Source organism: Pantoea sp. NSTU24 (assembly GCF_050157905.1).
In the GTDB taxonomy this organism is placed as follows: domain Bacteria; phylum Pseudomonadota; class Gammaproteobacteria; order Enterobacterales; family Enterobacteriaceae; genus Pantoea.
On the sequence record NZ_JBKIWZ010000001.1, the window covers coordinates 1,478,744 to 1,498,158 of the forward strand.

Annotated in this window: 17 protein-coding genes, 2 tRNA genes, 1 other RNA gene and 1 pseudogene; 13 read left to right on the forward strand and 8 right to left on the reverse strand. The window is 54.8% G+C overall.

From position 1 onward, the window contains the following. Nucleotides 1-28 precede the first annotated feature (28 nt). Nucleotides 29-934 (reverse strand): patatin-like phospholipase RssA, encoded by a 906-nt coding sequence (gene rssA, locus ACLHDD_RS07190; protein ID WP_427103549.1) that lies wholly within the window; start codon nucleotides 932-934, stop codon nucleotides 29-31. A gap of 96 nt (nucleotides 935-1,030) precedes the next feature. Between rssA and ACLHDD_RS07195 the strand changes: the two genes are divergently transcribed. The 6 genes from ACLHDD_RS07195 (at nucleotide 1,031) to xthA (ending at nucleotide 3,964) form a co-directional block, all read left to right on the forward strand. Next, nucleotides 1,031-1,486 (forward strand): YchJ family protein, encoded by a 456-nt coding sequence (locus ACLHDD_RS07195; protein WP_427103550.1) that lies wholly within the window; start codon nucleotides 1,031-1,033, stop codon nucleotides 1,484-1,486. 55 nt (nucleotides 1,487-1,541) lie between these two features. Next, nucleotides 1,542-2,390, forward strand: coding sequence for a formyltetrahydrofolate deformylase (gene purU / locus ACLHDD_RS07200; RefSeq protein ID WP_427103551.1), 849 nt, complete (start codon nucleotides 1,542-1,544; stop codon nucleotides 2,388-2,390). Nucleotides 2,391-2,534: 144 nt separating this feature from the next. Continuing rightward, nucleotides 2,535-2,619: transfer RNA gene (locus tag ACLHDD_RS07205), tRNA-Tyr, on the forward strand. Nucleotides 2,620-2,655: 36 nt separating this feature from the next. Beyond that, nucleotides 2,656-2,740, forward strand: a tRNA-Tyr gene (locus tag ACLHDD_RS07210). A gap of 41 nt (nucleotides 2,741-2,781) precedes the next feature. Beyond that, nucleotides 2,782-2,908, forward strand: a non-coding RNA gene (locus ACLHDD_RS07215) — RtT sRNA. A gap of 249 nt (nucleotides 2,909-3,157) precedes the next feature. Then, nucleotides 3,158-3,964, forward strand: a complete 807-nt coding sequence (gene xthA / locus ACLHDD_RS07220; protein WP_427103552.1) for an exodeoxyribonuclease III — start codon at nucleotides 3,158-3,160, stop codon at nucleotides 3,962-3,964. A gap of 33 nt (nucleotides 3,965-3,997) precedes the next feature. Here xthA and ACLHDD_RS07225 read toward each other — a convergent pair whose 3' ends face one another. The 3 genes from ACLHDD_RS07225 to ACLHDD_RS07235 form a co-directional block, all read right to left on the reverse strand. Beyond that, nucleotides 3,998-4,306: a DUF1496 domain-containing protein gene (locus ACLHDD_RS07225; protein ID WP_427103553.1), complete on the reverse strand. Its 309-nt coding sequence runs from the start codon at nucleotides 4,304-4,306 to the stop codon at nucleotides 3,998-4,000. Next, entirely contained in the window at nucleotides 4,303-6,219 is a 1,917-nt protein-coding gene (locus tag ACLHDD_RS07230; protein ID WP_427103554.1) for a DNA topoisomerase III, read from the reverse strand. The genes ACLHDD_RS07225 and ACLHDD_RS07230 overlap by 4 nt, the downstream gene beginning before the upstream one ends. Before the next feature lie 189 nt (nucleotides 6,220-6,408). Further along, nucleotides 6,409-6,960, reverse strand: coding sequence for an NAD(P)H nitroreductase (locus tag ACLHDD_RS07235; RefSeq protein WP_427103555.1), 552 nt, complete (start codon nucleotides 6,958-6,960; stop codon nucleotides 6,409-6,411). A 173-nt stretch (nucleotides 6,961-7,133) separates the two neighbouring features. On the opposite strand from ACLHDD_RS07235, the gene sppA reads away from it, so the two are divergent. The 3 genes from sppA to pncA all read left to right on the forward strand — a co-directional run bounded on the left by sppA (nucleotide 7,134) and on the right by pncA (nucleotide 10,720). Then, nucleotides 7,134-8,996: a signal peptide peptidase SppA gene (gene sppA / locus ACLHDD_RS07240; protein ID WP_427103556.1), complete on the forward strand. Its 1,863-nt coding sequence runs from the start codon at nucleotides 7,134-7,136 to the stop codon at nucleotides 8,994-8,996. A gap of 85 nt (nucleotides 8,997-9,081) precedes the next feature. Next, entirely contained in the window at nucleotides 9,082-10,095 is a 1,014-nt protein-coding gene (gene ansA, locus ACLHDD_RS07245) for an asparaginase (RefSeq protein ID WP_427103557.1), read from the forward strand. A 16-nt stretch (nucleotides 10,096-10,111) separates the two neighbouring features. Then, nucleotides 10,112-10,720, forward strand: a complete 609-nt coding sequence (pncA, locus tag ACLHDD_RS07250) for a bifunctional nicotinamidase/pyrazinamidase (protein WP_427103558.1) — start codon at nucleotides 10,112-10,114, stop codon at nucleotides 10,718-10,720. A gap of 43 nt (nucleotides 10,721-10,763) precedes the next feature. On the opposite strand, the gene ACLHDD_RS07255 is transcribed toward pncA, so the two are convergent. Both ACLHDD_RS07255 and msrB read right to left on the reverse strand, forming a co-directional pair. Continuing rightward, nucleotides 10,764-11,045 (reverse strand): YeaC family protein, encoded by a 282-nt coding sequence (locus ACLHDD_RS07255; RefSeq protein WP_427103559.1) that lies wholly within the window; start codon nucleotides 11,043-11,045, stop codon nucleotides 10,764-10,766. Nucleotides 11,046-11,049: 4 nt separating this feature from the next. Further along, nucleotides 11,050-11,460, reverse strand: coding sequence for a peptide-methionine (R)-S-oxide reductase MsrB (msrB, locus tag ACLHDD_RS07260; RefSeq protein WP_427103560.1), 411 nt, complete (start codon nucleotides 11,458-11,460; stop codon nucleotides 11,050-11,052). A 342-nt stretch (nucleotides 11,461-11,802) separates the two neighbouring features. On the opposite strand from msrB, the gene gapA reads away from it, so the two are divergent. Both gapA and ACLHDD_RS07270 read left to right on the forward strand, forming a co-directional pair. Next, a complete protein-coding gene (gapA, locus tag ACLHDD_RS07265) occupies nucleotides 11,803-12,801 on the forward strand; it encodes a glyceraldehyde-3-phosphate dehydrogenase (protein ID WP_111141837.1) in 999 nt (332 codons plus the stop codon). Nucleotides 12,802-12,874: 73 nt separating this feature from the next. Further along, nucleotides 12,875-13,774: a D-hexose-6-phosphate mutarotase gene (locus ACLHDD_RS07270; RefSeq protein WP_427103561.1), complete on the forward strand. Its 900-nt coding sequence runs from the start codon at nucleotides 12,875-12,877 to the stop codon at nucleotides 13,772-13,774. On the opposite strand, the gene ACLHDD_RS07275 is transcribed toward ACLHDD_RS07270, so the two are convergent. Next, nucleotides 13,771-14,622 carry an aldo/keto reductase gene (locus tag ACLHDD_RS07275; RefSeq protein WP_427103562.1) on the reverse strand — a complete coding sequence of 284 codons (852 nt, stop codon included), beginning with the start codon at nucleotides 14,620-14,622 and terminating at the stop codon, nucleotides 13,771-13,773. The genes ACLHDD_RS07270 and ACLHDD_RS07275 overlap by 4 nt on opposite strands. Before the next feature lie 72 nt (nucleotides 14,623-14,694). Beyond that, nucleotides 14,695-15,443: pseudogene (locus ACLHDD_RS07280) on the reverse strand (MipA/OmpV family protein). A 419-nt stretch (nucleotides 15,444-15,862) separates the two neighbouring features. On the opposite strand from ACLHDD_RS07280, the gene yeaG reads away from it, so the two are divergent. Continuing rightward, nucleotides 15,863-17,797 carry a protein kinase YeaG gene (gene yeaG, locus ACLHDD_RS07285; protein ID WP_111141829.1) on the forward strand — a complete coding sequence of 645 codons (1,935 nt, stop codon included), beginning with the start codon at nucleotides 15,863-15,865 and terminating at the stop codon, nucleotides 17,795-17,797. A gap of 89 nt (nucleotides 17,798-17,886) precedes the next feature. Continuing rightward, complete coding sequence (locus tag ACLHDD_RS07290) at nucleotides 17,887-19,164, forward strand: YeaH/YhbH family protein (protein ID WP_427103563.1); 1,278 nt, start codon at nucleotides 17,887-17,889, stop codon at nucleotides 19,162-19,164. The last annotated feature ends 251 nt before the right edge of the window (nucleotides 19,165-19,415 follow it).

The following is a 19,415-nucleotide window of genomic DNA, read 5'->3' on the forward strand; positions in this document are numbered from 1 at the left end:
ACGTCACCGCTTTGAATGAACAACCTGATTATCTGCCACGGACCAGTGGTAATAGTTCATCCATTTTCTTCTCAACGGCGGCCCTGCCTGCCTCAATAGCTTCTTCAGCACGGTGAAAGTCCAGCGTTGAAATCTGTGGACAAACCGGTTGTATTAAAACATCGGGTGGATCACCCGCCATGCGATTTCTTTTCAGTCGGTTCTCGAGCACCTGAATCGAGGTCGACATAATCTCCATCGCACCCGGTGACTGTGAAGCCCGACGATGCGTGAAATTCACCAGTCGCTGTCGGAGCTTTCCTCCCCAGCTTAATGCTGCGGCGGCCGCTTCTTCTTCACTATTCTGAGGTGTAACGGAGAATAGATCCTGCTGCATTAAATGCGCGTCATGCTGTAAGTCAACAGCAATCACGATGTCTGCGCCCAGGGCCCGGGTCAGTGAAATCGGCACCGGATTGACGACAGCACCATCCACCAGCCAATACCCATTGTAGCCTACGGGCGGTAATAAACCTGGCATACTGCAGGAAGCCCGTACAGCCTGATGCAGGGCGCCCTCCGTCAGCCAGAGTTCACGCCCCGTACTGAGATTGGTTGCCACCACGCCAAAGGGTTTGTGGCACGCTTCAATGGCATCATTCGGGATAAGCTGACGGACATGATTAAACACCCGCTCTCCGCGTAACAGCCCGCCACGCTGCCAGGAGACATCCATCAGGCGAATCACATCCCAGTAGCGGAATGCACTGACCCATTTTTCCATCAGCGGCAGGCGATTATTCACATAGGCCGCTCCCACCAGCGCGCCCACAGAACAACCGGCAACGACATCGATCTCAATACCTGCTCGCTCAAGCGCATTAATCACGCCAATATGTGCCCATCCTTTGGCCGCGCCTGACCCCAGAGCCAATCCAATTTTTATCTTTCGCATTTGTACCTGGTCCTGCCGTCAATACGTAGCGTCGTAACGTGGGGTCCGCTAACATAGCGCGCTTCTGAAATCGACTCATCATTCTCTGGAGATAATGTGTCAAAAATCTGCCCATGCTGCAGCGGGGAGCAGTATAGCCTATGTTGCGAGCCCTTTCTGCAGGGTAAACAGATTCCTGTTACCGCTGAACAACTGATGCGATCCCGCTATTGCGCCTATGTTGAGCATAATGCGGACTATCTGGTTGCAACCTGGCATCCTGATGAGCGTCATCCGGGCCTGTCCGGGCTTTTATCTGAAAGTTTTCCGGGCACCGAATGGCTTAGCCTGAATGTAACCTGTTGTAATCATGGACGCCATGAGAATGAAGCCTCTGTAACCTTTTTTGCGCGATATCGCGAGAAAACGAACATTCATACCATTCATGAGTGTTCACGCTTTCTTCGCGAGGATCAACGCTGGTACTATGTGGACGGTACAGCGCCATCCACAGGCCGTAACGATCCCTGCCCCTGTGGCAGTGGTAAAAAATACAAAAAATGTTGTGGCTGAGCGAACCGCTGCCCAACGGTTTCACCCCTAATGCTTTGACAGGACTCTGATTGAGATGCAAGCGCAAACCATGCAAAGAAAAGTTTTACGAACCATTTGTCCCGATGCAAAAGGTCTGATCGCCAAAATCACCAATATCTGTTACAAGCACGAACTTAATATCGTGCAGAACAATGAGTTTGTTGATCATCGCACCGGTCGCTTTTTCATGCGTACCGAGCTGGAAGGGATTTTCAATGACAACACACTGCTCGCCGATCTCGATAGCGCCCTGCCTAAGGGTTCCGTACGTGAACTGCACAGTGCCGGCCGTCGTCGCGTTGTCATTCTGGTCACGAAAGAGGCGCACTGCCTGGGCGACCTGCTTATGAAGAGCGCGTTTGGCGGTCTGGATATGGAAATTGCTGCGGTCGTGGGTAACCACGATACCCTGCGTTCGCTGGTTGAGCGTTTTGATATTCCATTCGTGCTGGTGAGCCATGAAGGGTTAACGCGCGAAGAGCATGACAACCGCATGGCAGAAGAGATCGACCGCTATCAGCCCGATTATGTCGTGCTGGCGAAATATATGCGCGTCCTGACGCCTGCCTTTGTGCAGCGTTATCCGAACCAGATCATCAACATTCACCACTCATTCCTGCCCGCCTTTATCGGTGCCCGCCCCTACCACCAGGCTTATGAGCGTGGCGTGAAGATCATTGGTGCAACCGCGCACTATGTGAATGACAATCTCGATGAAGGCCCTATCATCATGCAGGATGTGATCAACGTCGATCACAGCTATACCGCTGATGAAATGATGCGTGCCGGTCGTGACGTGGAGAAGAATGTCCTGAGCAATGCGCTGTACAAAGTGCTGGGGCAGCGCGTGTTTGTTTACGGTAACCGCACGATCATTCTTTAATCAGCCAGTGCACTGAATTGAATGCAGATTCAGCGCTACGCGTAAAAAGTGGGCAAACAGTTACTGTTTTGCCAGTGGGCGCTTTACACCCTTATCGCATTTGGTATGATGCGCCCCGCTTTAAGCAATAAAGATTCAGGCCATGGTGGGATTCCCGAGCGGCCAAAGGGAGCAGACTGTAAATCTGCCGTCACAGACTTCGAAGGTTCGAATCCTTCTCCCACCACCATCTGAATCTGCATTAGCTTAAGCCAGCCATATCCCAGGTGGGATTCCCGAGCGGCCAAAGGGAGCAGACTGTAAATCTGCCGTCACAGACTTCGAAGGTTCGAATCCTTCTCCCACCACCATCTCGTATATCGCACCCTATCCCATCAAAAATTCCTGCGCTTCCTGTTCTGCGGGGAGAGGGATGAGAACCTTCGATTAAGGTTCGGGTCGAGCTTGCGAGACAACGCGCTTCAGCGCGGCCCGCAGGGTGAGGCGCAACGCGCTGAATCATCCTTCTCCCACCACCATCTCGTATATCGCACCCTATCCCATCAAAAATTCCTGCGTTTCCTGTTCTGCGGGGAGAGGGATGAGAACCTTCGATTAAGGTTCGGGTCGGAATTGCGAGACAACGTGCCCTGTGTATATTTTCCCCCACACTTTCTGTTCATCGTCCCTTTTGTGCTTGCGGTGCATCTCCGCCTGTTCCGCCATGACTTTTCCGGCAAAAATCGCTACCATCGTCGCCCATCACTTGCTGAACAATGGTCGAACTCATGAAATTTGTTTCATTTAACATCAACGGCTTGCGTGCCCGCCCGCATCAGCTTCAGGCGCTCGTCGAACAGCATCAACCCGATGTTATCGGTCTTCAGGAAACCAAAGTCCATGATGACATGTTCCCGCTGGAGGAGGTGTCAAAGCTCGGCTATCACGTCTTCTATCACGGGCAGAAAGGCCACTACGGCGTCGCGTTGCTGACCAAAGCTCAGCCCGTTTCAGTCAGCCGTGGCTTCCCGGGTGACGACGAGGAGGCCCAGCGCCGCCTGATCATCGCCGAACTCCCCAGCCCGGTTGGCGATATCACGGTGATCAATGGCTACTTCCCACAGGGTGAAAGTCGTGACCACCCCACCAAGTTTCCTGCCAAAGAGAAGTTCTACCACGATTTGCAGCGTCTGCTGACCGACGATCTGCCTGCAGACAAACCGGTTCTGATTATGGGCGACATGAATATCAGCAGCACCGACCTGGATATCGGTATCGGTGAGGAGAGCCGCAAGCGCTGGCTGCGCACGGGCAAGTGCTCTTTCCTGCCGGAAGAGCGCGAGTGGATGGAACGTCTGCTGGGCTGGGGTCTGGTGGATACCTGGCGTGAGCAGAATCCGGAGGTCGCAGACCGCTTCTCCTGGTTCGACTACCGTTCGAAAGGGTTCGATGACAACCGCGGACTGCGTATCGATCTGCTGCTGGCCAGCAAAAACCTGGCCACGTACTGCGTGGAGAGCGGCATCGACTATGCTATCCGTAGCATGGAGAAGCCGTCTGACCACGCCCCTGTCTGGTCAACCTTCCGCTTCTGACTGAGCGTCGCGTGGCAGAACGCCACGCGACGGTTATTTCACAATTTTCCAGATCAGGTTGTTGGTACCCAGAGAGTGCACATCGCGTACGCACTGCAGCAATACACCCTCTGATTTCACCACTGCGCCTTCTGTATAGTTGCGATTTTCGAAGATGCAGCAGCGCAGACAGTCCGGCTGACGCCGCTCAGCCTGCGTCCAGGCCTCCGGTGGCATATCCACCACCACATCCGTATTCACACCGTTGTTACCCTGTGGCATCGACTGATAACGACCGTTGGCCTGCGCCAGCCCGCTCGCGAGCGACAGGGCCACGACCACAAATAGTGAATAACGTCTCATTCCGTCTCCTTTACTTTACGCCTGGTTTTGCGCACCGGACGTTTTTGTCCGGTGGACGGTAATCCCCGAAATGCATGCGCCGACGGCTGTTGTCGCGCCTGCTGAATCAGACCGGTCAAAGTCTGAACCAGCGGTTGCATAAAATCATCATAGCGGCAGGCTTTTTCACTGATGCGCGTGAGTGTGGATTCCCACTGCGCCGTCATGTCGGGGCGTGCTGCCAGATCGGGCAGGGAGTGAATCAGGGCGCGTCCCGCCTCGGTCGAGTGGATATAACGCCCTTTTTTCACCAGGAAGCTACGACGAAACAGGAGTTCGATAATCCCGGCGCGTGTCGCTTCCGTTCCTAAACCATCGGTCGCACGCAGGACTTTCTTTAATTCTTTATCCTGAACAAAACGCGCGATGCCGGTCATGGCGGAAAGAATGGTGGCATCGGTAAACGGCCGCGGCGGCTGAGTCTGCTTCGCCACCACTTCGCCCCGCTCGCAAAGCAGCGCATCCCCTTTCGCCACCACCGGCAGCGGCATACCATCGTTCTCCTCATCCCGCTCTTTGTTGCCCAGCAGCGATCGCCAGCCCGCCTCCGCCAGAAAACGCGCTTTCGCCACGAATTTACCGCCTGCGATATCGAGGTCGATGACACATTTACGGAAAACCGCATCCGGGCAGAACTGCATCAGATACTGCCGCGCCACCAGCTCATAGATATGCTGTTCGTTTTCAGTCAGTTTAACTGCACCGGATCGGGCCGTGGGGATAATGGCGTGATGCGCATCGACTTTTTTATCATCCCAACAGCGGTTCCGGCGATCGGCATCAAAATCGGCCGGCGGCATCAGGGTGGACTGATGTGACTGGATTGCCTTTAACACCGCATGGCGACCGGCAAAATGTTCTTCGGGCAGATAGCGGCTGTCCGAACGTGGATAGGTAATCAGTTTGTGGGTTTCATACAGGCGCTGACAGGTATCCAGCACCGTCTGCGCGCTCAGTCCGTAACGTTTTGCCGCCTCAATCTGCAGGCTGGACAGGGAGAATGGCAGCGGTGCCACCTCGTTTTCCCGCTTATCGCTGTAAGCGGAGACGATCGCTGGCTGGCCAGTGATGCGCGCGACCACATGATCGGCCAGCGCACGTTTCAGCAGCCGTCCCTCTTCATCCTGCCAGGGTTCACAGGCTTCGCTGGGGATCCAGCTGGCGACAAAGCGGGCGCCTTCTGGCGTCACGATATGCGCCTTCACTTCGAAGTAATCTTTTGGCACGAAGTTTTCGATCTCTTCATCGCGCCGCACGACCAGCCCCAGCACGGGCGTCTGAACACGGCCCACCGACAGTACGCCATCGTAGCCTGCATTGCGGCCCAGCAACGTCCAGGCGCGGGTCATATTGATGCCATAGAGCCAGTCTGCACGAGCACGCGCCAGCGCAGAGACGCAGAGCGGAATGAACTCGCGGTTTTCACGCAGCCGGTTTACGGCGCGGTCCACCGCCTGAGGGTTAAGATCGTTAATCAGACAGCGCTGCACTTTGCTGCGCTTTTCAGCCGACAGATTCAGGTAATCGAGCACCTCATCCACCAGAAGCTGCCCTTCGCGATCCGGGTCACCGGCATGCACCACTTCATTCGCCTGCGCCAGTAATCCTTCCACCACTTTCAGCTGCTTTGCCACCGAAGGCCGCGGCTGTAACTGCCATTTCTCCGGAATAATCGGCAGATCGGCCAGCGACCAGCGCGCATAGCGGCTGTCATAACTGTCAGGCTGCGCCTGCTCCAGAAGGTGCCCCACACACCAGGTGACAATCTGATCGTTACCGCAGGCAATGAAGCCGTCACCGCGTCGATGCGGTTTTGGCAGCACATCTGCGATAGCACGCCCAAGGCTCGGTTTTTCCGCAATAAACAAACGCATTGAATCAGATAATCCTTAACATCAGGGGGAACGCGGTGATAACCGGTTATCCACTATCGGTTGAACGCCTGGCGCTATGTTAGCCTGGCTGGGACGCGGGTGTAAGCATGGCGCACGGCCTTAGCGATCGTTCGCACAGGAACCGTGCAGACGGCAGGGACAGCGATTGCCCTGCCGCAGGCTGGCAGGTCAGAAGTAGCGCACGAATGGCGCAGTATCCGGCGGAAGAACCGTGGTGCTGGATTTCAGCTGCGGAGTGCCGAGATAGAGGAAGCCAACGATGGCATCCTGTTCGCGGCAGCCAAATCCCTGTCGTACGCGCTCATCGTCGGTCCAGATACCGCTGCGCCAGATGCCGTTAAAACCCTGGGCTACCGCCGCCATCTGCATGGCCATGACGGCACAGCTGGCTGAGGCGATCTGTTCCCAGCGCGGCACTTTGTGATGCGCTTCGCAATGGGCCACGACCGTGATGATCATCGGCGCGCGGAACGGCGCCTGACTTGCCTTGTTTATCCCTTTTTCATCGAGCTGTTGATCGCGCGCGGCCTGCTCAAGCAACTGGCTCATCCGGTCGCGTCCTTCCCCCTCGACAATAATAAAGCGCCAGGGCTGCAGCGTGCCGTGATCCGGCGCGCGCATACCCGCGCGCAGGATATTTTCCAGTGCGTCGCCCGCCGGTGCCGGTTCCGTCAGGCGTGAAGCCGAACGGCGGTTGACCAGTAACTCCAGTGCGTCCATGTTTCTCTCCCGATTTCTGTCATGTTGCCATTATCCTGGCACAGGCAGATTTTTTGTAACAGTACGCAGTGATTTCCTGCTGACTTTTAACACGCCGCTCTTTAGGATGAGCTCGTCGGGGAAGTCCGGGCCGCGCGGCGGCCACTTCCTGCTACATATTTATGGAGAGTCGGATGCGCACATTGTGGCGAATAATTGCAGGTCTGTTCCGCTGGAGCTGGCGGGTACTGAATTTTATCAGGGAATTTATTCTGAACATTTTCCTGATCTTTTTGATTGTGATAGGTGTCGGGATCTGGCTGCAGGTCAGCGGCTCCGGCGGCAGTTCAGCGCCGATTCAGCAGGGCGCGCTGAAGGTCGATCTCAGCGGTGTGCTGGTCGATAAACCCTCAGTCAGCAACCGCCTGAGTAAAATCGGTCGCCAGCTTCTGGGCGCCAGCAGTGACCGCCTGCAGGAAAATTCGCTGTTTGATGTGGTTGACGCGATCCGTCAGGCTAAAGATGACAGCAATATCAAAGGCATCGTCCTCGACCTGCGTGAGTTTGCCGGTGGCGATCAGCCTTCACTGCAATATGTCGGTAAGGCGCTGCGTGAATTCCGCGACAGCGGCAAGCCGATTTATGCTCTGGGCGACAGCTACAGCCAGGCACAATACTATCTGGCCAGCTACGCCAACCGCATCTATCTGTCGCCGCAGGGCACGGTCGATCTGCACGGTTTCGCCACCAACGGCCTCTACTACAAAACGCTGCTGGAGAAGCTGAAAGTCACCTCGCACGTCTTCCGCGTCGGCACCTACAAGTCGGCGGTCGAGCCTTTCCTGCGTGACGATATGTCTCCGGCTGCACGGGATGCTGACAGCCGCTGGATCGGTCAGCTCTGGCAGAACTACCTGAATACCGTCGCGGCTAACCGTCAGATTACACCGGAGCAGCTCTTCCCGGGCGCGGCGGCGATCATTGCCGGACTGAACGCGGTCAGGGGTGATACGGCGCAGTATGCGCTGGATAACAAACTGGTCGATGTGCTGGGATCGCGTGCGGCGGCCGATCAGGCGCTGATCAAGACCTTTGGGCTGGATAAGCAGAGCAACGACTATCGCAGCGTCAGCATCTATGACTATCCGGTGAAACAGGCCGCCACGCAGCAGGATGGCAATATCGCGGTGATCATGGCCAGCGGCGCCATCATGGATGGCGAAGAGACGCCGGGCAACGTCGGTGGCGACACCACGGCGGCGCAGATCCGCGATGCGCGCCTCGATCCGAAGATTAAAGCAATTATTCTGCGGGTTAACAGTCCGGGTGGCAGCGTCACTGCGTCGGAAGCCATTCGTGAAGAGCTGGCGGCAGCGCAGGCAGCTGGCAAGCCTATCGTGGTATCGATGGGCGGAATGGCTGCTTCCGGCGGCTACTGGATTTCAACGCCAGCCAGCTACATCGTGGCGAACCCCAGCACGCTGACCGGTTCGATTGGTATCTTTGGCGTGATCAATACGCTGGAGAACAGCCTGGACAGCATCGGCGTTCACACCGATGGCGTGGCGACCTCGCCGCTGGCGGATGTCTCCACCACCAAAGCTCTGCCGCCGGAAGTTCAGCAGCTGATGCAGCTGACCATTGAAAATGGTTATCGCAACTTTGTCGGTCTGGTGGCGAAATCGCGTCACAAAACGCCTGAACAGATTGATGCGATTGCCCAGGGCCATGTCTGGACCGGCAGCGATGCAAAAGCCAATGGTCTGGTCGATGCGCTGGGTGACTTCGATGATGCCGTGAAGAAAGCGGGTGAGCTGGCGAAGGTGAGCAAGCCAGAACTGAGCTGGTATCAGGATGACCCGAGCTTCCTGGATATGATGCTGGGCCAGATGAGTGCCTCTGTACAGGCCATTCTGCCCGATACGCTGAAAGCCTGGCTGCCTGCACCGATGCTGGATGTGATGAGCGCAGTGAAAGCACAACCGGGCCTTTCTGACCGTCTGAACGATCCACAGAATCGTTACGCTTTCTGCCTGAACTGCGGCGAAGTGCGATAAACCTCGCAGCCCGGCCGCTGGTCGGGCTGCTTTTCCCCGCTATTCACCTTATACTGCGCCTTTTATGGCGAGTCTGAGTTCTCTAATGCAAAAGAAAAACATCTACGTAGCCTACACGGGCGGAACCATCGGTATGCAGCGCTCGGCGCAGGGTTATATTCCGGTTTCCGGACACCTGCAGGAGCAGCTGGCAAACATGCCAGAGTTCCATCGCCCTGAGATGCCTGATTTCACCATTCACGAATATCAACCGCTGATCGACTCCTCCGACATGACGCCACAGGACTGGCAGTCTATCGCCGAAGATATCCGGCAGAATTACGATCGCTACGACGGTTTTGTGATTCTGCACGGCACCGACACCATGGCGTTTACCGCCTCGGCGCTCTCCTTCATGCTGGAGAATCTGGCCAAGCCCGTGATCGTGACCGGCTCACAAATCCCCCTGGCGGAGCTGCGCTCGGACGGTCAGCAGAACCTGCTGAACTCTCTCTATGTTGCTGCTAATTACCCGATTTGCGAAGTATCGCTGTTCTTCAATAACACGCTTTATCGCGGTAACCGTACCACCAAGGCGCATGCCGACGGCTTCAACGCGTTTGCCTCGCCTAACCTTTCCGCGTTGCTGGAAGCGGGCATTCATATTCGCCGCCTCAATACACCGCCCGCCCCTGCCCATCAGGGGGAGCTGCACGTTCATACCATTACGCCACAGCCCATCGGCGTGGTCACTATCTATCCGGGGATCTCTGCAGACGTCGTGCGCAACTTCCTGCGTCAGCCAGTTAAGGCGCTGATTCTGCGCTCTTATGGCGTAGGCAACGCTCCCCAGAACAAAGAGTTTCTGGCAGAACTTCAGCAGGCCAGCGAGCGTGGCATCGTGGTGGTAAACCTGACCCAGTGTATTTCTGGCAAAGTTAACATGGGTGGCTATGCCACCGGCAATGCGCTGGAACATGCGGGGGTGATCAGCGGATTTGATCTGACGGTAGAAGCCGCGCTGACTAAGCTGCACTACTTACTGAGCCAGGATCTCTCTCCCGATCAGATTCGCGCGAAGATGCAGCAGAATCTGCGCGGCGAACTGACTGAAGATTAAAATGGAGCAACATGTCATGAAACGGGCTCTTATCATTATTGATATCCAGAACGATTTCTGCCCGGGCGGCCCGATGGCTGTTCACGAGGGCGATCACACCGTTGAGGTGGCCAATCGTTATGCACGGTTGTTTCATGAACAGGGTGAGTGCGTCGTGGCTCTGCAGGACTGGCATCCGGCCGACCACGGCAGCTTCGCCTCTGTTTCCGGCGAGCCGGTCTACACGCTGGGCGAGTTAAACGGACTGGCTCAGATCTGGTGGCCCGACCATGGCGTTCAGGGGTCGGCGGGCGCAGACTTCCATCCGGGCCTGAATCGCTCGCTGTTTGATGCAACCTTCCATAAAGGGCAGGATCAGGATGTCGACAGCTACAGCGCCTTTTTTGACAATGGCCACCGCCGCAAAACCGAGCTGGATAGCTGGCTGCGCGAACGTGGGATCACCCATCTGGTGATGCTGGGACTGGCGACCGATTACTGCGTTAAATATAGCGTGCTGGATGCGCTGGAGCTGGGATATCACGTCGAGGTGGTCAAAGAGGGCTGCCGGGGTGTCAACCTGAATCCTGAAGACAGCGAGATTGCATTTGCACAGATGACTGCTCAGGGCGCGATTCTGATCTGATAACGATAAAAAAGCTGGCAGGACGCCAGCTTTTTATTTGCCATCAGTGCAGATGGATGCGGGTCACGTCGGCGTCGATACCAAACTCTTCCTTCAGCTCTTTTTTCGACTTCATAACCATCTCCCCTCCCCTGGCAATGGTCATGTGCTGTGGCATATCGTTGTGTCTGGCCTGCCACATCATCACCAGTTGCAGGCAGTTATCACGTTGCTCCTGGGTTAACGCTACGCCATCCGGCCACTTACCAATCTCAACTGCTGTGGCCAGCCGCTGGTAAACTTCCGGCGTCATTGACGCAAGCATGGCTTCGAGTTGTTCCTTCATCGTCTTACCCTTTCGTCTGTACGCCCTGCTCATCGGTGAAATTCAGCGAGGCAGAGTTGACACAGTAGCGCTCACCAGTCGGCTGCGGGCCATCCGGGAATACATGTCCAAGATGCGCATCACAACTGCCGCAGCGGATTTCGACGCGCTGCATGCCGTGGGAGTTATCGTCAATATAGCGAATCGCATCGTCACTGACCGGCTCATAAAAACTCGGCCAGCCACAGCCTGAATCATATTTGGTTTCTGAGAGGAAAAGCGGCGCCTCGCAGACCAGGCAGTGATAAATCCCTTCCTGTTTGTTGTGCAGCAGTGCACCGCTGTAAGGCGGTTCCGTTCCGCGATGCTGAGTCACGTAACGCTGCATTTCGGTCAGCTGCGCAATTTTTGCTTCGGGTGCGGTGTCTTTAGCCATTTTAAGATTTCCGGGCAGTGCCATTCTGAAAAATTCGACTATTATTCTAACAAATGATCAACATGACCCGGGTCTTTTTTTGTGCTCACCCACCTCCTCCGTCGTCCGCTGAGCGGATTTGTGACTTTGATCACCTTTTATCCGGAACATCCCTATATAGTCGGCGATCGATTCAAAGAAGCGCGATATCATTGGCGGCGCGCAAGCGGTTGCGCACCAAATAATTCCTCTCAGGCGAATTGATTTGTCGCAACAATTGACACGATTCCGCTTGACGCCTGGTAAGGTTTTTGTAATTTTACAGGCAACCTTTTATTCACTAACAAATAGCTGGTGGAATATATGACTATCAAAGTAGGTATCAACGGTTTTGGCCGTATCGGTCGCATCGTTTTCCGTGCTGCTCAGAAACGTTCTGACATCGAAATCGTTGCTATCAACGACCTGCTGGACGCGGATTACATGGCGTACATGCTGAAGTATGACTCTACGCATGGTCGTTTCGACGGCACCGTAGAAGTTCAGGATGGCGCCCTGGTTGTGAACGGTAAAAAAATCCGTGTTACCGCTGAGAAAGATCCAGCCAACCTGAAGTGGGATGAAGTGGGCGTTGACGTTGTTGCTGAAGCAACCGGTATCTTCCTGACCGACGAAACTGCGCGTAAACACATCACTGCAGGGGCGAAGAAAGTTGTTCTGACCGGCCCATCTAAAGATGACACGCCGATGTTTGTTCGTGGTGCAAACTTCGACAAATATGAAGGCCAGGATATCGTTTCTAACGCATCCTGCACCACCAACTGCCTGGCTCCGCTGGCAAAAGTCATCAACGACAAATTCGGCATCGTTGAAGGTCTGATGACCACTGTTCACGCGACTACCGCAACCCAGAAAACCGTTGATGGCCCGTCTCACAAAGACTGGCGCGGCGGTCGCGGCGCATCACAGAACATCATTCCTTCATCAACCGGCGCAGCGAAAGCAGTTGGTAAAGTTCTGCCAGAGCTGAATGGCAAACTGACCGGCATGGCATTCCGCGTACCAACCCCTAACGTCTCCGTTGTTGACCTGACCGTGCGTCTGGAAAAAGCGGCCTCTTATAAAGAGATCTGTGCAGCGATTAAAGCGGCTGCAGAAGGCGAGATGAAAGACGTGCTGGGCTATGTTGAAGATGATGTCGTGTCTACCGACTTCAACGGCGAAGTACTGACTTCCGTATTTGATGCTAAAGCAGGTATCGCGCTGAACGATAACTTTGTGAAACTGGTTTCCTGGTATGACAACGAAACTGGCTACTCAAACAAAGTTCTCGACCTGATTGCACTGGTTTCTGCCAAATAAGGCAGCCACTCATCATTGAGAATAAGGGCGACTTCGGTCGCCCTTTTTTGATCCGTACAGGAAGGAATCGAACATGCAAGACAAACTGTTTTCTCTGCCGGTGGTCACGCAGATCTCTCCTTACCTTTCACAGCGTCAGGCTGGTGACCTGCCGACGATTGTGGTGAGTCATCCCAGGGTCCGTGCAGCCATCACGCTACAGGGTGCCCATCTCATCGCCTGGCAGCCCAGCGGTGAAAAACCCGTGATCTGGCTGAGTGATAAGAGCCTGTTTACGCCCGGTAAGGCGATCCGCGGCGGCGTACCGATCTGCTGGCCGTGGTTTGGCCCGGCGGGTGAACCGGCGCACGGATTTGCCCGTACCCAGCCGTGGAAACTGACTGCCCACGATGAAAACGAAGAAGGCGTAATGCTGACGCTGGTGCTGGAAAGCACGCCACAGACGCTGAAGCTCTGGCCGCACGAGTTCACCCTGATTGCCCGCTTCCGCCTGGGTCAGCACTGCGAAATTGAACTGGAAGCCTACGGTGACTTTGAGGCGACCGCGGCGCTGCACAGCTATTTCACCGTCAGCGATATTCAGGGCGTTGAAGTCTCCGGTCTGGGCAACAGCTTTATTGATAAGGTCAATAATGAGCAGACAGGCAGCAGTGACGGTAAGCAGCGCTATCCGGGAAGAATAGACCGCATCTTTACCGCTCCGCAGGATTGCGCCGTCATTAATGACACGTCAGGTCAGCGCCAGATTGAGGTTTACCACCATTATCACAGTGACGTTGTCACCTGGAATCCTGGGGTAGAGCTTTCCTGCAGCATGGCGGATATGGCGAACGAAGGTTATAAAACCATGGTGTGTGTGGAGACCGCGCGTATCAGCAAACCTATGCGCAGCGCAGGTGAAAAGCCGGCACGGCTGGCCACCACCTTCCGCCTCAGGAAGAAAGCCGCCGCCAGCGAGATCGCAGGCAGCTAAACAATATCCAGCGGCACCCTGTGCTGGGGTGCTGGCCAGGCACGATCGATGCGCGCCAGTTCCTCATCGGTCAGCATTATTTCCAGCGCAGCCGCATTTTCCTGAACGTGAGCGACTGAGCTGGCTTTGGGAATCGCGATCACTCCCTGCTGGCGAATGACCCAGGCCAGCAGGAGTTGCGGCACGCTGATGCTCTTTTGCTGTGCAATCTGCGTCAGGAGCGGATCGGTAAACAGTGATTCACGTAACCGGCCTGCCTGGGCAAGCGGGCAATAGGCCATAACCGGTATCCCGCGCTGCTGACAGGCGGGCAGCAGGTCAGACTCAATACCACGTGACGCGAGATGATAAAGCACCTGATTAGTCGCACAGTAATTTCCGCCGGGTTCCTCCCACAGCTCCGCCAGATCTTCAGTGTCGAAGTTTGAGACGCCCCAGTGCCGGATTTTGCCCTGCTGCTGCAGACGTTCCATGGCGCGCAGGGTTTCCTCCAGCGGAATATTGCCACGCCAGTGCAGCAGATAGAGGTCGAGGTAATCCGTCTGCAGGCGCCGCAGGCTGCGCTCACAGGCGTCGACGGCATCCACCTCACCCGCGTTCCACGGATAGACCTTAGAGACCAGCAGCGCCTGTTCGCGACGTCCGTGCAGCGCCTCACCAACCACCTCTTCAGCCCCGCCTTCCGCATACATTTCAGCGGTATCGATAAGCCGCAGTCCGCAATCCAGTCCGGCCTGCAACGCCGCAACTTCAGCGGCCCGCTGCGAGGCGGTTTCGCCCATGTACCAGGTGCCCTGACCGATGACCGGCAGCGTATCGAATCCGGCAAAATTTATCGTATTACGCATTCTGCTCTCCCGCCCCTTTTCAGGGCCCCATAAAAAAACAGAGGGCCATAAATGCCCTCTTGTGGTGCGTTATCAGAAGCTGTAGCTGACGCCTGTCCAGAGAGTCGTCTGCCCGCTCTTCTCAATCATCGGGCTGTCTTTGATTTCGCTATCGAAGCGTGTGTAGCGGCCTGTGACGCCGATGTTCCACTGCGTCGCAATCTGATAGCTGGCGGTCAGCTCAACATAAGGCGACCAGCTGTCATCCGGATTATAGCGGCTGATGCCGGTGCGGGCGCTTTCGTGTCCTGACACGCCATAGTAATAGCGGTTCTGATTGGCGCTGTTCCACATTGCACCAATACCTGGCGTCAGGCTGAAGTCACCCATCTGGAAACGATAAAGGTAAGTTAAATCCCAGATCATACCGTTGCTGTTATTCAGCACATCACCCAGCAATGCGGTACGGACGATTCCCCAGTCTGCGGTGTGACGATAGGTCAGGCCGCCCATCAGCGTCATGCGGCGCTTATCCAGCCCTTTCATGTCGCCCAGGTCGTTGTCACTGGGTTTATATTCCTGCGGCGAACCCAGCAGCGTCAGCGACAGCTGGTCCTGCGGATCTTTCCAGAGGTAATAACCGCCCTGCAGACTGCGAAACCAGAAGTTTTCGCCTTCGTAGTTGATTACCGGAACTGGCAGATAACGGTCCTGCCCCCCCGATAAGGCGACTCAGCGTAGATGACAGATGCGCCCACGGAAAGCGGAGCGGCACTGGCCTGCGGCAGCAGTAAATAACAGGGCAGAAGGGCAACAAGCGTCTTAAATTTGAATTGGTTCACAATTTATTCATTCCATAAATATAACAATCAAACAGGAAGTCTAACGGTTTTTTACGGCTGGATTAACTTATATCGAAATCCTTTAAGCCCTTCATCAAGTAAAGTGGCATTAATGGTTAAAAACACGTTAAGTTAATGCATCAGCAATATGAACTCATCTCACAACAAACTAAATTAGTTCTGAACACTCACTTTTTCACCCCAACCCATGGAGGAAATTTCCTAGAAGCCATCTACAGTTAGAAGTAACAGCAGAGATTTTTACCGAGCAGAGTAACCACAAAAGTTGTGTATACCGATAAAAAAGATCAGGTTGGCATAAGGGTTGCTGTACTCAACAAAGAATATCTTCCGGGAGCTGCTTTAAGTCTCTAATTACGCTCCTTACCTGTGCTAAAAACGAAAGGACGGGCATCGCTATGAATATATTCGATCACTATCGTCAGCGTTATGAAGCGGCCAAGGACGAAGAGTTCACACTGCAGGAATTTCTTGCCATCTGTAAGCAGGATCGCAGTGCATACGCCAACGCGGCAGAACGACTGTTAATGGCTATCGGAGAGCCGGTAATGGTCGACACTGCTCAGGAGCCTCGCCTTTCCAGAATATTTTCCAACCGTGTGATGGGACGCTATCCGGCGTTCGAGGAGTTTTACGGCATGGAGGAAGCCATCGAGCAGATTGTCTCCTACCTGAAACATGCCGCTCAGGGACTGGAAGAGAAGAAACAGATCCTTTATCTGCTGGGCCCGGTCGGCGGCGGTAAATCCTCGCTGGCGGAACGGTTGAAATCGCTGATGCAGCGGGTGCCGATTTATGTGCTGAGCGCCGACGGCGAGCGCAGCCCGGTGAACGACCATCCGCTTTGCCTGTTCAATCCCCAGGAAGATGCGCATATTCTCGAAAAAGAGTATGGCGTGCCGCGTCGTTACCTGGGCACGATTATGTCGCCGTGGGCGGCGAAACGTCTGCACGATTTCGGTGGTGATATCTCACGCTTCAAGGTCGTCAAGGTCTGGCCGTCAATTCTGGAACAGCTGGCAATAGCCAAAACGGAACCCGGCGATGAGAACAATCAGGATATTTCCGCGCTGGTCGGTAAAGTGGACATCCGCAAACTGGAAAACCATGCCCAGAATGACCCCGACGCATACGGTTACTCCGGCGCGCTCTGCCGGGCAAACCAGGGCATTATGGAATTCGTTGAGATGTTCAAAGCTCCTATCAAGGTGCTTCACCCGTTACTGACGGCGACCCAGGAAGGGAACTATAACGGTACCGAGGGGATCTCTGCCCTGCCTTTCAACGGCATTATTCTGGCCCACTCCAACGAATCTGAATGGGTTACGTTCCGCAACAACAAGAATAATGAGGCGTTTCTTGACCGCGTCTATATCGTCAAAGTGCCTTACTGCCTGCGGGTTTCTGAAGAGATCAAAATCTACGATAAGTTGCTTGCCCACAGTGAGCTGGCGACGTCGCCCTGCGCGCCCGGCACGCTGGAAACGCTGGCACGCTTCTCTATCCTGTCCCGACTGAAAGATCCGGAAAACTCCAGTATTTACTCCAAGATGCGGGTCTATGACGGCGAAAGCCTGAAAGACACGGATCCCAAAGCGAAATCCTGGCAGGAGTACCACGATTATGCCGGCGTGGATGAGGGAATGAACGGTCTTTCTACCCGTTTTGCCTTTAAGATTCTGTCGCGCGTGTTTAACTTCGATCACGCTGAGGTAGCGGCTAACCCGGTGCATCTGTTCTACGTGCTGGAACAGCAGATCGAACGCGAGCAGTTCCCGCAGGAGCAGGCAGAGAAATATCTTGAGCACCTTAAAGGCTACCTGATCCCGAAATATGCTGAATTTATTGGCAAAGAGATCCAGACCGCCTATCTCGAATCCTACTCTGAATATGGTCAGAACATCTTTGATCGTTACGTGACCTATGCCGACTTCTGGATTCAGGATCAGGAATACCGCGATCCCGACACCGGTCAGCTTTTTGACCGTGAATCGCTCAATGCCGAGCTGGAAAAAATTGAGAAACCTGCTGGCATCAGTAATCCGAAAGATTTCCGTAACGAGATCGTCAACTTCGTGCTGCGCGCCCGGGCACACAACAACGGGCGCAATCCGAACTGGACCAGTTACGAAAAACTGCGCACCGTGATTGAGAAGAAAATGTTCTCCAACACGGAAGAGTTACTGCCGGTTATCTCGTTTAACACCAAGACCTCGACGGATGAGCAGAAAAAACATGATGATTTTGTCGATCGCATGATGGAAAAAGGCTATACCCGCAAGCAGGTTCGCCTGCTCTGTGAATGGTATCTGCGTGTGCGTAAATCGTCCTGATCAGAGTCTGTAAGCTTGCCGGTAAGTGATACCGGTCTGAAAAGGTCGGGTTCGCCCGGCCTGCTTACAATGTAGTTTGGGGGAACACCATGGCCTATTTCATCGATCGCCGGCTGAACGGCAAAAACAAGAGCGCGGTTAACCGCCAGCGCTTCTTGCGCCGTTACAAGTCACAAATCAAGCAGTCGATTTCCGAGGCCATTAATAAACGCTCGGTGACCGACGTTAGCAGCGGTGAATCTGTCTCAATTCCGATTGACGACATTAATGAGCCGATTTTTCATCAGGGACGCGGCGGCAATCGCCATCGGGTCCATCCGGGCAATGACCATTTCGTTCAGAATGACCGCATCGAACGTCCACAGGGTGGCGGTGGTGGTGGCGGCAGTGGCCAGGGCAATGCCAGTCAGGATGGCGAAGGTCAGGATGAGTTTGTTTTTCAGATTTCTAAGGATGAGTACCTGGACCTGTTGTTCGAAGATCTGGCGCTGCCCAATTTACGCAGGAATCAGCATCGTCAGCTGAATGAGTATAAAACCCATCGCGCCGGTTTCACCTCTAACGGAGTACCGGCCAACATCAGCGTTGTGCGTTCACTGCAGAACTCACTGGCGCGGCGTACGGCAATGACAGCAGGTAAACGCCGGATGCTGCACGAACTGGAAGAGACCCTGCTGGAGGTAGAGAGAAGCGAACCCGCTCAGTTGCTGGAGGAAGAGCGCCTGCGCAATGAGATCGCTGAGCTGCGCGCGCGCATCGAACGGGTGCCCTTTATTGACACCTTCGACCTGCGCTACAAGAATTTTGAGAAACGCCCTGAGCCCTCCAGCCAGGCGGTTATGTTCTGTCTGATGGATGTCTCCGGTTCTATGGATCAGGCGACCAAGGATATGGCAAAACGCTTTTATATCCTGCTCTACCTGTTCCTGAGTCGCACCTACAAAAATGTGGATGTGGTCTATATCCGCCATCATACTCAGGCGAAAGAGGTGGATGAACAGGAGTTCTTCTATTCGCAGGAGACCGGCGGCACTATCGTCTCCAGTGCCCTGAAGCTGATGGATGAGGTGGTCAAAGAGCGTTATGACCCGGCGCAGTGGAACATCTATGCCGCGCAGGCGTCCGATGGCGACAACTGGGCCGATGACTCCCCGCTTTGCCATGAAATCCTGGCAAAGCAGATTCTGCCGGTGGTGCGTTACTACAGTTATATTGAGATCACACGCCGGGCGCATCAGACGCTATGGCGCGAGTATGAACATCTGCAGGCGATGTTTGATAACTTTGCTATTGAACACATTCGTGAGCCGGAGGACATCTATCCGGTATTCCGATCGTTGTTTCATAAGCAGGCAACGGAGGCCTGAGGCAACCAGCGGGGTGAAATGCCTGGATGTGCGCCTGTCATGTTCGCCCTGCCCAACAGGTCTGTCATGACAGCGCAGTGAGGCTATCCGGCGTCCGTAGTGCCTTTTTTGCGTTCGCGCGTCCATCGATTTTAGGCACGCTAAACACTGAGCCGGTTAATCACCGGCTTTTTTATCCGCTGAATAACCTGTTAAAACTGTCTGTTTTCTTCCGCTTGCCTGCCAACCCCCTCATTCTTCACATTAATCTG